Here is a 12,377-nt window from a genome sequence, read left to right as displayed (position 1 = left end):
CAGGCCCAGCCCCGAAGGGGCGTGGGCCTTCTCGTAGTGGAGGTGCCGGGAATTGAACCCGGGTCCTCTGGCGTATCAACAGGACTTCTCCGTGCGCAGTCCGCTACGTCTCTGCTTGGCTCCCTCAATCACGCGAACAAGCTGAGGTGACGAGCCCAGCCACTGTTTGCTTCACGACTGTTCCCCGTGGCCGGGACAGTCGCTGAGCCTCCTAGCTGATGCCGGTACCCGGGCCGGAGGCGAACCCGGGCCGACAGAGTCGCACTCGCTCAGGCGGCGAGGGCGAACTCGCGCTGACTGGAGTCGGCGCTTATTTGGTTGCGATGACGCTTACGGTGGTCTCTCGCCTGCACCGGCACGCTTCTCCTGAATCAACGTCCAAAGTCGAAACCGTTCACCCCCTTGTCGGGACAACCTCACCATCATAACGCCAAGGTCCACTGCTTTGGTCCGGGTGGGGTGGGGTCAGCCCTACCGCCGGGATGCCCGCTCGCACCATGTTGCGCCCGGCGTGGAAGCGCGATGCTGGGGTCCGGTGAAGGGAGTGCGGTCATGGTGAGCGAGAGGCGGGATCCCCCGTTCGGTGGTTCGGTGGTGTTCTTGCTGATGAACTTGCCGCTGGGGGTGCTGGCGTTCGCGTTCCTCACCGTCTTCGTCTCGGCTGGGGCGGGGACCGCGGTGGTGTGGGTCGGGGTGGGTTTGCTCGCTGCCGTCGTGCTCGCCGTGCGGGGGGCCGCGCGGCTGGAGCGGGCGCGGGTCTACGCGTTGCTGGACCGCTACATCGATCTTCCGTATCTGCCGCTGCCCGCCGGGAAGCAGGCCGCGCGGTGGAAGGGGCGGCTGAAGGACCTGTCGACCTGGCGGGACCTCGCCTACTTCGCCCTCCTCTTCCCGGTGGGCCTGGTCGAGTTCGTGCTGGTGACGACGTTCTGGGCGACGAGCTTGGCGCTCGTGGGCCTGCCGGTCTACTTCCGGTGGCTGCCGGGCGGTGAGTACCGCTTCCCGGCTTGGGAGGTGCCGTGGGTGACCGTGGACTCGACGGTGGAGGCGCTACCGTGGGCGGCGCTCGGGGTGTTGTTCGCCGCGTTGTCGGTGGCGCTGACCAAGGCGCTGGCGGGTACGCACGCCCGGCTGGCGTACGCGCTGCTGGGGCCGACGGTGGCGCAGCGCCGCCGGATGGAGCGCTGGTGGGAAGACGCGGAAGAGAAGAACCTGGTGGCGGGATGACCGAGGCGCAACAGCTGGAACACCCGCGGCCGCACCCGGCTCGCACGATCCTCTACATGATCGCCAGTTTCGTCTTCCGGCTTCTGCAGTTCGTGCTGATCGTGGTCGGCATCGCGGTGGGGGTGTCCACGGCGGTGATCTGGGTCGGGTTCCCGATCCTGCTGGCGACGACGAGCTTCGTCCGCTGGTCCGGCGACCGCGAGCGGAGCTGGCTGGGGACGATGCTGCGGGTGCCGCTGCCGCCGGTGCAGCGGCGGCCGTATGAAGAAGGGCAGCCGCTGCTGCGGCGGTGGATGGTCCGGCTGAGCGATCCGACGACCTGGCGTGACCTGGCGTACCTCATGGTCGCCTTCCCGCTGGCGTGCGTGGAGTTCACGATCGCGCTGGCGTCGATCGTGCTGCTGCCGATGGCGATCTGGGTGACGCCGTGGCTCGGCTGGCTCCACGGCGAGCTGGCGCTGGCGCTGCTGGGGCCGGACCGCACGAAGCGGCTGGAGCAGAAGGCCGAGCGGCTGCAGGCGTCGCGGGCCCGGGGTGTGGACGCGGCCGAAGCCGAACGCCGTCGCATCGAGCGTGACCTGCACGACGGTGCGCAGCAGCGGCTGGTGGCCGTCGCGATGAGCCTGGGCCGGGCGAAGTCGAAGTTCGACCAGGATCCGCAGCTGGTGCGGGACCTGATCGACGAGGCGCACTCGGACGCGAAACTGGCCGTGTCGGAGCTGCGGGACCTGGCGCGCGGCATCTACCCGGCCGTCCTCGGCGACCGGGGGCTGGACGCGGCGCTGTCGGCGCAGGCGGCGAAGTCGCCGATCCCGGTGGACGTCTCGGTGGACGTCGAGCCGCGCCCGCCGGCCGCGGTGGAGACGACGGCGTACTTCATCGTCGGCGAGACGCTGACGAACATCGCGAAGCACTCCGGAGCGTCCGAAGCGGAAGTGAAGGTGTGGCGGACCGACGACCACGTCGTCGTCGAGATCACCGACAACGGCCACGGGGGCGCGGAGGTGCGTCCCGGCGGCGGGCTGGCCGGCCTGGCCGACCGCGCCGCGACGATCGACGGCGTGATCACCGTGGTGAGCCCGGTGGGCGGGCCGACCGTGATCCGGGCTGACCTGCCCTGCCAGTGGTGAATAGGCTGGACCCCGTTCATCCACGAGCTTGGGGGCCGGATGCGGGTAGTCATCGCCGAGGACGCCGTGCTGCTGCGGGCCGGGGTGACCCGCCTGCTCGCCGACGAGGGCATCGAGACGGTCGCGGCCGTCGACAACGGGGACGACCTGCTCGGTGCGCTGCAGGAACATCGTCCTGACCTGGCGATCGTCGACGTCCGCATGCCGCCGACGTTCACCGACGAGGGCTTGCGCGCGGCCCTGGCGGCGCGCAAGGAGATCCCGGGGCTGCCGGTGCTGGTGCTGTCGCAGTACGTCGAGGAGTCGTACGCGGTGGAGCTGCTCTCGGGCGGCGCGGGCGGCGTCGGTTACCTGCTGAAGGAGCGCGTGGCGGACGTCGCGGACTTCCTGGACGCGGTCCGCCGCGTGGCGGGCGGCGGCACGGCGATCGACCCGGACGTGATCGCCCAGCTGATGGCCCGCGGCCGCCGCAACCCCCTGGACGCGCTGACGGCCCGCGAGTCCGAAGTCCTGGGCCTGATGGCCCAGGGCCTGTCGAACACGGCGATCGCGAACTCCCTGGTGGTTTCGCACGGCGCGGTGGAGAAGCACATCGGCAACATCTTCTCGAAACTCGGGCTCGAAGCCAGCGCGGAGGAACACCGCCGGGTCCGCGCGGTGCTGACCTACCTGGGCCGTTGAGCGACGGAGGGTGACCAAAAGTCCCGTAGGGTGGCAACGGGTCACCCGTTCCGCGGGCGGCACCCGGGTGAGTGCTCACCTACCATGAGCGGACCCGCTGTCGAGAGGAGCCGCAGATGTCCGACGAGACTCGCTGCGTCCGCTTCTTCGGCGGCCCGCTCGACGGCCGCGTCCAGGAGCTCGGGGACGCCGAGCCGATTCCCGGCACCGTCATCCGGCACATCCACCTGCACGGCGGGCCGAAGATCGAGACCCGCTACGAGCTCGGCCTCACCGAGCGCGGCTGGGAGTACCGCCTCGCCGCCGCGCAGCACGAACCCGAGCCGGACGGCCTGAGGTAGGGGAAACCCCCGTACCGGCCGGGGGTGAACAGGACCCCGAACAGGCCGGGCAGCACCGCTGTCTTCCCCGGCCCGACCGGCCAGGCTGAGCAGCATGCACACGAGCCGGGACAGGTTCCTCGACGTCGTCCGGGCGGGGGCCATCCTCGCCGTCATCGCCCAGCACTGGATCATGCCGGTGCTCTCCTACTCCGACGGGCACCTCGCCACCGGCAACGCCCTGGCGACGCCGGGCTGGTGGGTCGTGACCTGGTTGTCGCAGGTGATGCCCCTGGTCTTCTTCGCCGGCGGCGCGGCCAACCTGATCTCCTTCCGCCGCGCCGCGTCCACGCGGCAGTGGCTCGCCGGGCGCATCAAGCGCCTGATGGTGCCGGTGCTGCCGCTGATGGCGGTCTGGCTGATCGTGCCGGACTTCCTGCGCGGCCTGGGCGTCCCGCCGCAGCCGTTGCAGGTCGGCAGCGCGATCGCCGCGCAGCTGCTGTGGTTCCTCGCGGTGTACGTGCTCGTCGTGCTGCTCACGCCGCTCATGGTGGCCGCGCACCGGCGCTGGGGCCTGAAGGTGCCGCTCGTCATGGGCGCGGCGGGCATCCTCGTCGACGTCGCGCGCTTCAACGACTTCGGTTACATCGGTTACGCCAACGCGATCTTCGTCTGGGTCGCCGTGCACCAGCTGGGCTTCCACTACGTCGAAGGCCGCCTCGGCTCGCTCACCCGCCGCGGCGCGCTGGCGCTGTCGGCGGCCGGGTTCGGCGTCACGGCGTCGCTGGTCGCGTTCGGGCCGTACCCGGCCAGCATGATCGGCATGCCGGGCGCGCCGGTGTCGAACATGAGCCCGCCGACCGTGCTGCTCGCCTTCCTCGCCGTCGGCCAGATCGGTCTGCTGCTCGCCTTCCGCCCGCAGCTCAACGCGCTCGCGGCGCGCCCCGGCATCGGCGACGCCCTCGGCTGGCTCGGCGCCCGGTTCATGAGCGTCTACCTCTGGCACATGCCGGCGCTGATCGTGGTGGCGGGCGTGACGGTGTACGGCCTCGGCTACGAGACGCCGGCCCCGGGCACCGTGTTCTGGCTGGTCATGGCGCCGGCGTGGTTCGCGGCGTGCGGGATGGTGCTGTTCGGGCTGCTGCGGTTGTTCGCGCACTTCGAGATGCAGCGCGACACCGCGGTCGCGACGGCGAAGGTGCCGCAGCTGGTCGCGGCCGGGCTGATGGTTTCGGGTGGCCTGCTCGGCCTGGCGGCGCACGGGTTCGCCCCGCTGTCGGACGGCATCGCGCGCGGCCCGGTGCCGTGGGTAGTGCTGGCGACGGCCGGGTTCCTCCTCGCCGGCAAGCAGATCCCGGTGGTCGACCTGCTGGGCCGCGCGGTCACCGTGAGCGAACGCGCCACCCTGCCCGGCCTCAAGCGCTGAGCAGCCGCAGCGGGGTGTCGTGCAGGACGGCCCGCAGGAACGGCTCCCCCAGGCGATCGTCGGCCGCCCAGCCGGCGATCGCCTGCAGCTGCGTCGCGTAGGAGTACGGGATGTTCGGGAAGTCCGTGCCCAGCACGACGCGATCGGCGAACTCCGCCAGCCGCGCCGTCCAGTCCGGCGGCAGCGGCGACATCGCTTCGGCGAACGGCACGCCCACCATCGTCGTGTCCAGGTGCACCCGCGGGTACTTCGCCATCAGGTCGAAGGCCGTCCCGAACTCGGGCATCGCCGCGTGCGCGAGCACCGCCGTCAGCCGCGGGTGCCGGGCGAGGACCTCTTCGAACACCGACAACCCGGTGAAGTCGCCCCGCAACGGTCCGTGTCCACAGTGGACGACGACCGGGGCGCCGGCGTCGGCCAGCGCACCCCACACGGGCTTCAGCAGGTCGTCGCGCGGGTCGTACGCGCCCACCTGGACGTGCGCCTTGAACACCCGGGCGCCGGCGCGCAGCGCACCGTCCACAGCGGACCCGGCGCCGGGCTCGGGGTAGAACGTGCCGGTCGGCACGGCGGCCGGCACCCGGGCGGCGAACTCGAGCGCCCAGTCCGTCAGCCACTCCGCCATCCCCGGCTTGTGCGGGTAGACCAGCGGCGCGAAGCGCGTCACGCCCAGCGAGCGCAGCGTGTCCAGCCGGTCCTGTTCGGACGTCCGGTAGTGCACCGGCCACTCGGTGCCGTAGTGCGTCGAGGCCCGGTCGAAGTACGCCCAGACCTTGTCCATCACCGGCTTCGGCAGGAAGTGGACGTGCAGGTCGACCAGGCCCGGCAGGCCCAGCGACGCCGTCCAGCGCGCGACGTCCGCGTCGGAAGCCGGGCCGGGCGTCACTCCGTGAACCGGCCCTTCAGGGCGCGGCCCATGGCCTTCCTGATGTCGCGGTCCGCGTCGCGCTTGGCGAGCGTCTGCCGCTTGTCGTAGGCCTTCTTGCCCTGGGCCAGCGCGATCTCGACCTTGACCTTGCCGTCCTTGAAGTACATCGACAGCGGCACCAGCGAGAGCCCGCTCTCCTTGGTCTTGCCGATGAGCTTCTCGATCTCGCGCCGGTGCAGCAGCAGCTTCCGGGTGCGCCGCGGCATGTGGTTGGTCCACGTGCCCTGCGTGTACTCCGGGATGTGCACGTTGCGCAGCCAGACTTCGCCCTCGTCGACCGTCGCGAACGCGTCCGCCAGCGACGCCTTGCCCTCGCGCAGGCTCTTGACCTCGGTGCCCACGAGCACGAGACCGCACTCGTAGGTGTCGAGGATGGAGTAATCGTGCCGCGCCTTGCGGTTCGACACGATCACCTTCTGGCCACGTTCCTTGGGCATACGACCACTCTACGTGATTCCGATGGTGACAAGCAGCCGGTTAACTAGTGCCGGACGTACAGGCGCAGCGTGACGTACCCGGTGATGGCGGAGATCACCACGGACACCCCGAGCAGGATCGGCGCGACCGGGAACAGCAGTTCCAGCGTGGTGATCTTCGGGAAGACGTCGCCGGTGAACACCGCGTCGAGGAAGCTCACCTTGGTCAGCACCAGCATGATGATCCCGAGGATCGCACCGACCGCGCCGGCGACCACCGCCTCCAGGAGGAACGGCAGCTGCGTGTACCACCGCGTCGCGCCGACCAGCCGCATGATGCCGACCTCGGTGCGCCGGGTGAACGCGGACACCTGGATCGTGTTGGCGATCAGCAGCAGCGCGGCGATGGCCATGATGAGCGCGGCGCCGAAGGCCATGTTGCGGACGCCGTTGAAGGCGTTGAAGACGCGGTCGAGGAACTTCTTCTGGTCGTCGACCTTCCGCACGCCCGGCTTGTTCGCGTACTCCTGCACGATCGCGTCGCTGCGGTCCGGGTCCTTCAGCTTCACGTGCAGCGACGCGGGCAATGACTCGGGACCGGTGAGCGCGACCAGCTCCGGCTGGCTCTCGAAGATCTTCTTGAACCGGTCGAAGGCCTGGTCGCGGTTCTCGAACACGACCGACTCGACACCGTTGTTGCTCTGCAGCGAGGTCCGCAGCGACTGGCACAGCGCCTGCGTGCAGCTCTTGTCGGTCGCGCTGATGTCGTCGGTGAGGTAGACGGAAACCTCGACGTCGGCGAGGAAGTTGGACTTCATCTTGTCGATCGTCCGCACGGCGAGGAGGCCGCCGCCGAGCATGGCGAGCGACACGGCCGTGGTCAGCATCATCGCGATGGTCATCGTGACGTTCCGGCGCAGGCCGGTGACTACCTCACTGAAGACGAAACTGGCGCGCATGGCGGGTGCAGGTCCTTGGGGTCGGGGTCGTTGAAGGGCGGGGCGGCGGTCAGCGACCGATGCCGTAGACGCCGCGGGCGTCGTCGCGGATCACCCGGCCGAGCTGCAGCTCGACGACTCGGCGTCGCATGGAGTCCACGATGGAGTGATCGTGGGTGGCCATCAGGACGGTGGTGCCGGTGCGGTTGATCCGCTCCAGCAGCAGCATGATGTCCTGGCTGGTGTCGGGGTCCAGGTTGCCCGTCGGTTCGTCGGCGAGCAGCACCAGCGGGCGGTTCACGAAGGCGCGCGCGATGGCGACGCGCTGCTGCTCACCACCGGAGAGCTCGTTGGGGAGCCGGTCCGCCTTGCCGTCGAGGCCGACGAGCTCCAGCACCTCGGGGACGACCTTCTTGATGGTCGGGCCCGGCTTGCCGATGACCTCGAGGGCGAACGCGACGTTCTCCGCGACGGTCTTGTTCGCGAGCAGGCGGAAGTCCTGGAAGACGCAGCCGATGGTCTGCCGCAGGCGCGGGACCCTGCGGCGGGCCAGCTTGGCGACGTCGAAGTTGGACACCATCACGCGGCCCTTGCTGGGCGTCTCTTCGCGCAGCAGCAGCCGGAGGAAGGTCGACTTCCCCGATCCCGAGGGACCGATGAGGAAGACGAACTCACCCTTTTCGATGTCGACGGACACCCGCTCGAGCGCGGGCCGCGTCGAGGTCTTGTAGACCTTGGAAACCTCTTCGAGCCGGATCACGATTCGGCATACTACCCACCGGTCTCGTGAAGCCCCGGTTGCCCGGTGCACCCGAGTGGAGCAAGGGGCGTTTGCGCACGGTGAGCGGTCGTGCGCCTACCCCTAGCACCGATCAGGCGGCCGACTGCTTCCGCCAGCGGATCCCGGCGTCGAGGAAGCCGTCGATCTCGCCGTCGAGCACCGCCGACGGGTTGCCGACCTCGTAATCGGTCCGCAGGTCCTTGACCATCTGGTACGGGTGCAGCACGTAGGACCGCATCTGGTTGCCCCAGCTGGACCCGCCGTCCTTGAGGGCGTCCATCTCGGCGCGCTCCTCTTCCTTCTTGCGCAGCATCAGCCGGGCCTGGAGGACCTTCAGCGCGGCCGCCTTGTTCTGCAGCTGCGACTTCTCGTTCTGGCAGGAGACGACGATGCCGGTCGGCAGGTGCGTGATGCGCACCGCCGAGTCGGTCGTGTTGACGCTCTGGCCGCCGGGACCCGACGAGCGGTAGACATCGACCCGGATGTCCTTTTCCGCGATGTCGACGTGGTCGACCTCTTCGACCTCGGGCAGCACCTCGACGTGCGCGAACGACGTCTGGCGGCGGCTCTGGTTGTCGAACGGCGAGATCCGGACGAGCCGGTGGGTGCCCTGCTCGACCGAGAGGGTGCCGTAGACGTAGGGGGCGGTCACCTTGAACGTCGCCGACTTGATGCCCGCCTCTTCGGCGTAGGAGATGTCGTAGACGTCGGTCGGGTAGCCGTGACGCTCGGCCCAGCGCAGATACATGCGCAGCAGCATCTCGGCGAAGTCGGCCGCGTCGACGCCGCCGGCCTCGGAGCGGATGGTGACGACGGCGTTGCGGTCGTCGTATTCGCCCGAGAGCAGGGTGCGGACCTCGAGGCCGTCGATGGCCTTGCCGAGGTCGGCGAGCTCGGCCTCGGCCTCGCCCATGCTGCCGGCGTCACTCTCGGCCTCGGAGAGCTCGTACAGCACGCCGAGGTCGTCGAGCCGCTGGCGCAGCTCGCTGACCCGGCGCAGCTCGCCCTGCCGATGGGACAGCTGGCTCGTCACCTTCTGCGCCGCCTCCGGGTCGTCCCAGAGGTTGGGGCTCGATGCCTGCTGTTCCAGGTCGGCCACCTGGGCGCGCAACGCGTCGAGGTCCATCACCGACTCGATCTGCGTCAGTTTGCCGGTCAGGTCCTTCAGTGCCGCGTCGAACTCATCACTCACGTTTGTCAAGGTTACGGCAAAACCCACGACCGGTCGCGAGGACCGGTCGTGGGCGCGCGAACCTCAGGCCGCGGGGATGGCGTCGAGCAGCTTCAGCGCGGCCTTGGCCTGCGCTTGGGCGAACTCGGCGACCGCCTTCTCGTACGGCCCCTCGGCCGCCTTGGTGGCCGCCTTGGCGTCGTCGAGCTGCTGGCTGTAGCTCGTCCGGGCCGACTCGAGCAGCGACTGGCGCTGCTTCGCGGTCAGCGACCCGGCGTGCACGAGCCGCAGGATGAGCGGGCTGCGCAGGTGGTCGGGGCCGGCCTCGGACGTCAGCCAGGCCTTGAAGGCCTTCTTGCCGGCGGCGGTGATCAGGTACTGCTGGCTGGAGCGCGGGCCCTGCTTGCCGAGCCGGACGAGACCTTCTTTGGACAGCGCCGGGAGCTCCCGGTACACCTGGCTGCGGGTGACGCTGAAGAAGGCGCCGAATCGCTCACCCGCTCCCGCGACGAGCTGCCCGCCGGTGGCGGGACCGTCGTGGAGCAGACCGAGCAGGGCGGCGGCTGTTGCATTCAATTCGGACACGCCCCCTAGATTCCCACTTATCGGCCGCTGTGTCCACAGTGGTCAGCGGTTCTGTCCATTGTGGCTAGTGAGATCCCCTCGTTCGGCCCAATGCGACCGGGTCCACTGTGGACCCGGATACGCTCTGCAACCGCTCCCAGCACAGTTTGGTCCAACCAGACGCACTCCCCCGCCTTCGACACCTCCAGGCAGGTGAGTTCGGCAGGCGGCAATCCCCGGCTTGGCGCACTCCGAACACACAACGCAACCACGCCCGGCCGCCGCCCACATCCACGAGATCCGCAGAAAAAGGTGACCACGACGGGGGATCCAAGGGGGCGAAGCCCCTTTGGCGGGGGTTTGGGGGTTCGACCCCCATTACAATGCGAAAGAGGCGTGGCGAACGTTTTCCGTTCGCACACGCCTCTTGCCTCTGTAGCGGGGACAGGATTTGAACCTGCGACCTCTGGGTTATGAGCCCAGCGAGCTACCGAGCTGCTCCACCCCGCGCCGTTTTGGTACTTCAATAGATTACACGGGGTTCCCAGCGGCTTTACACCGGGGTCCCCAAAGGCTCTGACCTGCACTTACGTCGTCTCGAGCCACTGCCGGGCTCCACTGAGGACCATAGCCAGCCCGTCCTCGAACCGCGCGTCGGCGTCTCCCAGCACCGCCTCGCCCGCCGACTCGCGATAGCGCTCGTCGAACTCGCCGGGCATGGGCCGCACGGCCTGCTCCTCGATCACGTAGCCGATGACGAAGCAGTAGACAGTGAAGGTCGCCCGGCTCGCCCGCCCCTCGTCGAGCCCGGCTTCGATGCTCCGGCGCAGCGGGTGCTCACCGACCAGGCTCGTGTCGCCAAGGTACGTACCAGCGAAAACCTTTCCGCCGTCGCGATAGGCGAGCATCATCCGGCGCAGCGCACGGGCACCGTGCGCGACACCCTCCCACTCTTCCGCCGACGCCGGCGGCCGCCGGTCGGCCGCGGAGTCGCGGTACATCTGCGTCGCCATCTCGTCGAGCAGTTCCTGCTTGTTCTTCAGGTGCCAGTAGAGCGCGGGCGCCTTGACGCCGAGGTCGGCGGCGATCAGCCGGAGCGTGAGCCCGTTGAGGCCGACTTCGTTCAGCAGCTTCAGCCCGGACCTAGCAATGTTCTCCCTGGTCAGAGCCATCTTTACGGCACTCCTCGTGATCGCGGCTTGACAGCTTAACGATGTTAAGGCCATTCTGGGGACCGGTCAATTTAACGTTGTTAAGGAGCTGGGGATGCGGGAGTTGACGGCAGAGGTGGTCGTCGCCGGTGCGGGCCCGACGGGCCTGATGCTGGCGAACGAGCTGGCACTGGCCGGAGTGGACGTTCTGGTGCTCGAGCGGATGCACGAGCGAACGGGGTTGTCGAAGGCCTTGAACCTCCAGCCGCGCACGGCGGAAGTGCTGGATCTGCGGGGTTTGCTGCCCCGGGCGCGGGACCGCTCGTTCGCGACTGTCGCGGACGGACACTTCGCGGTGATCCCGGTGCCGTACACCGGCTGGGACACCCGCCACCCCTATCAGCTCGGCATTCCGCAGGCCGAGGTCGAAGCGGCTCTGGAGGAGCGTCTGGCGGAGCAGGGCGTGAAGGTGCGGAGAGGGTATGAGCTCGCGAACTTCTCCCAGGACGCGGACAGTGTCACGATCACGGCGGGAGACCTGCGTGTCCGGGCGGCCTACCTGGTGGGCTGCGACGGCGGCCGCAGCAGGGTGCGCAAGGCGCTGGGCATGGCGTTCGAAGGCATCGAGGGCCAGGGCCACGGCGTGGCAGCGGACGTGCTGTTCAAGGCGACACCGCCGGGCGCGCCGACGCAGTGGCGTTCGATGACGGACATGGTGACCTCCGGGAGTCCGGGCAAGTTCATCGGCGTCATCCCCTTGGCCGAACCGAACTTGTACCGCATCAGCTTCGGGGACCGCTTGAACCGCCCGGCGAACCTCCGGGCCGAGGTCACGGACGAAGAAGTCCGGCGAGCGGTCGCCGAACGCTTCGGCCCCGAAGCGGAGATAGCGGAGATCCGCTGGGCATCCCGGTTCTCGGACGACAGCCGTCTGGCCGAAAGTTACCGGGTGGGCCGGGTCATCCTGGCCGGAGACGCGGCCCACACGCACTTCCCCGCCGGAGGCCAGGGCCTCAACCTGGGAATCCAGGACGCGATGAACCTGGGCTGGAAGCTGGCGGCGGAGCTGCGCAACCGAGCGCCGGCAGGCCTCCTGGACACGTACGAGTCGGAGCGCCGCACGGTGGCCCAGCAAGTCCTGAACAACATCGCGGCCCAGAACGCCCTGATCCCGACCACCCCGAACCAGCTGGCCTTACGAGCCCTCTTCCGAGACCTGGCAGAGCTCCCGGAGGTCCAGCACCACCTGTCGGGAATGGTCTCCGGCCTCAACATCCGCTACGCAACAGAGGAATCCCCCCTCCCGGCAGGAACCCGCCTCCCCGACATCCCCACAGCCGAAGGCCCCGCAAGCACCCTATTCCACAAAGGAAACTGGGTCCTGCTGACAAAAACCCCAACCCCCAAGCCCCACACAGAGGTAGTCGTAGCCGAGGTCCCACAACTCCCCTGGCCCGGCATAGAGAAGGTGTTGGTCCGCCCAGACGGCTACATAGCCAACACAACAGGCTCAACGAACGGCTGGCTCACCTAGCAACGCAACCGGCCACGGCTGGCTCACCTAGCAACGCAACCAGCCACCGGGGGGTCCAGGGGCGGCGAAGCCCCCCTGGCGGGGGTCTGGGGGTTCGACCCCCAGAGACA

13 protein-coding genes, 1 tRNA gene and 1 other RNA gene are annotated in these 12,377 nt (G+C 69.0%); 6 read left to right on the top strand and 9 right to left on the bottom strand.

The features are described from left to right. Window positions 1–34: 34 nt before the first annotated feature. Window positions 35–402, bottom strand: a transfer-messenger RNA (tmRNA) gene (gene ssrA / locus ACFVYA_RS47425). A 150-nt stretch (window positions 403–552) separates the two neighbouring features. Between ssrA and ACFVYA_RS47420 the strand changes: the two genes are divergently transcribed. The 5 genes from ACFVYA_RS47420 to ACFVYA_RS47400 all read left to right on the top strand — a co-directional run bounded on the left by ACFVYA_RS47420 (window position 553) and on the right by ACFVYA_RS47400 (window position 4,784). Beyond that, window positions 553–1,227 carry a sensor domain-containing protein gene (locus ACFVYA_RS47420; protein ID WP_387054885.1) on the top strand — a complete coding sequence of 225 codons (675 nt, stop codon included), beginning with the start codon at window positions 553–555 and terminating at the stop codon, window positions 1,225–1,227. Next, the gene (locus tag ACFVYA_RS47415; RefSeq protein WP_387054883.1) at window positions 1,224–2,357 is read left to right on the top strand and encodes a sensor histidine kinase; all 1,134 of its coding nucleotides are present in this window, start codon (window positions 1,224–1,226) and stop codon (window positions 2,355–2,357) included. Before ACFVYA_RS47420 ends, ACFVYA_RS47415 begins: the two co-directional genes overlap by 4 nt. A gap of 39 nt (window positions 2,358–2,396) precedes the next feature. Then, entirely contained in the window at window positions 2,397–3,038 is a 642-nt protein-coding gene (locus ACFVYA_RS47410; protein WP_285988614.1) for a response regulator transcription factor, read from the top strand. Between the two features lie 116 nt (window positions 3,039–3,154). Further along, complete coding sequence (locus ACFVYA_RS47405) at window positions 3,155–3,379, top strand: hypothetical protein (RefSeq protein ID WP_285988613.1); 225 nt, start codon at window positions 3,155–3,157, stop codon at window positions 3,377–3,379. A gap of 94 nt (window positions 3,380–3,473) precedes the next feature. After that, a complete protein-coding gene (locus tag ACFVYA_RS47400) occupies window positions 3,474–4,784 on the top strand; it encodes an acyltransferase (protein WP_387054881.1) in 1,311 nt (436 codons plus the stop codon). Here ACFVYA_RS47400 and ACFVYA_RS47395 read toward each other — a convergent pair. From ACFVYA_RS47395 to ACFVYA_RS47360, 8 genes are all read right to left on the bottom strand, one after another. Next, window positions 4,774–5,670, bottom strand: coding sequence for an amidohydrolase family protein (locus ACFVYA_RS47395; RefSeq protein WP_387054880.1), 897 nt, complete (start codon window positions 5,668–5,670; stop codon window positions 4,774–4,776). The genes ACFVYA_RS47400 and ACFVYA_RS47395 overlap by 11 nt on opposite strands. Further along, window positions 5,667–6,149 carry an SsrA-binding protein SmpB gene (gene smpB / locus ACFVYA_RS47390; protein WP_387054879.1) on the bottom strand — a complete coding sequence of 161 codons (483 nt, stop codon included), beginning with the start codon at window positions 6,147–6,149 and terminating at the stop codon, window positions 5,667–5,669. Before smpB ends, ACFVYA_RS47395 begins: the two co-directional genes overlap by 4 nt. Window positions 6,150–6,193: 44 nt before the next feature. After that, window positions 6,194–7,087: a permease-like cell division protein FtsX gene (ftsX, locus tag ACFVYA_RS47385; protein ID WP_387054877.1), complete on the bottom strand. Its 894-nt coding sequence runs from the start codon at window positions 7,085–7,087 to the stop codon at window positions 6,194–6,196. Window positions 7,088–7,136: 49 nt separating this feature from the next. Next, entirely contained in the window at window positions 7,137–7,826 is a 690-nt protein-coding gene (gene ftsE / locus ACFVYA_RS47380) for a cell division ATP-binding protein FtsE (RefSeq protein WP_003082104.1), read from the bottom strand. 112 nt (window positions 7,827–7,938) lie between these two features. Then, complete coding sequence (gene prfB / locus ACFVYA_RS47375; protein WP_387054875.1) at window positions 7,939–9,039, bottom strand: peptide chain release factor 2; 1,101 nt, start codon at window positions 9,037–9,039, stop codon at window positions 7,939–7,941. A gap of 63 nt (window positions 9,040–9,102) precedes the next feature. After that, window positions 9,103–9,603 (bottom strand): PadR family transcriptional regulator, encoded by a 501-nt coding sequence (locus tag ACFVYA_RS47370; protein WP_086852689.1) that lies wholly within the window; start codon window positions 9,601–9,603, stop codon window positions 9,103–9,105. Between the two features lie 415 nt (window positions 9,604–10,018). Further along, window positions 10,019–10,092: transfer RNA gene (locus ACFVYA_RS47365), tRNA-Met, on the bottom strand. Between the two features lie 77 nt (window positions 10,093–10,169). Beyond that, a complete protein-coding gene (locus ACFVYA_RS47360) occupies window positions 10,170–10,754 on the bottom strand; it encodes a TetR/AcrR family transcriptional regulator C-terminal domain-containing protein (RefSeq protein ID WP_387054872.1) in 585 nt (194 codons plus the stop codon). Window positions 10,755–10,848: 94 nt separating this feature from the next. On the opposite strand from ACFVYA_RS47360, the gene ACFVYA_RS47355 reads away from it, so the two are divergent. Further along, window positions 10,849–12,267 carry an FAD-dependent monooxygenase gene (locus tag ACFVYA_RS47355; protein ID WP_387054870.1) on the top strand — a complete coding sequence of 473 codons (1,419 nt, stop codon included), beginning with the start codon at window positions 10,849–10,851 and terminating at the stop codon, window positions 12,265–12,267. The last annotated feature ends 110 nt before the right edge of the window (window positions 12,268–12,377 follow it).

Source organism: Amycolatopsis sp. NPDC058278 (genome assembly GCF_042881395.1).
GTDB lineage: Bacteria > Actinomycetota > Actinomycetes > Mycobacteriales > Pseudonocardiaceae > Amycolatopsis.
The sequence above is the reverse complement of the archived record's forward strand: the minus strand, read 5'-3'. Positions and strand labels throughout refer to the sequence as shown.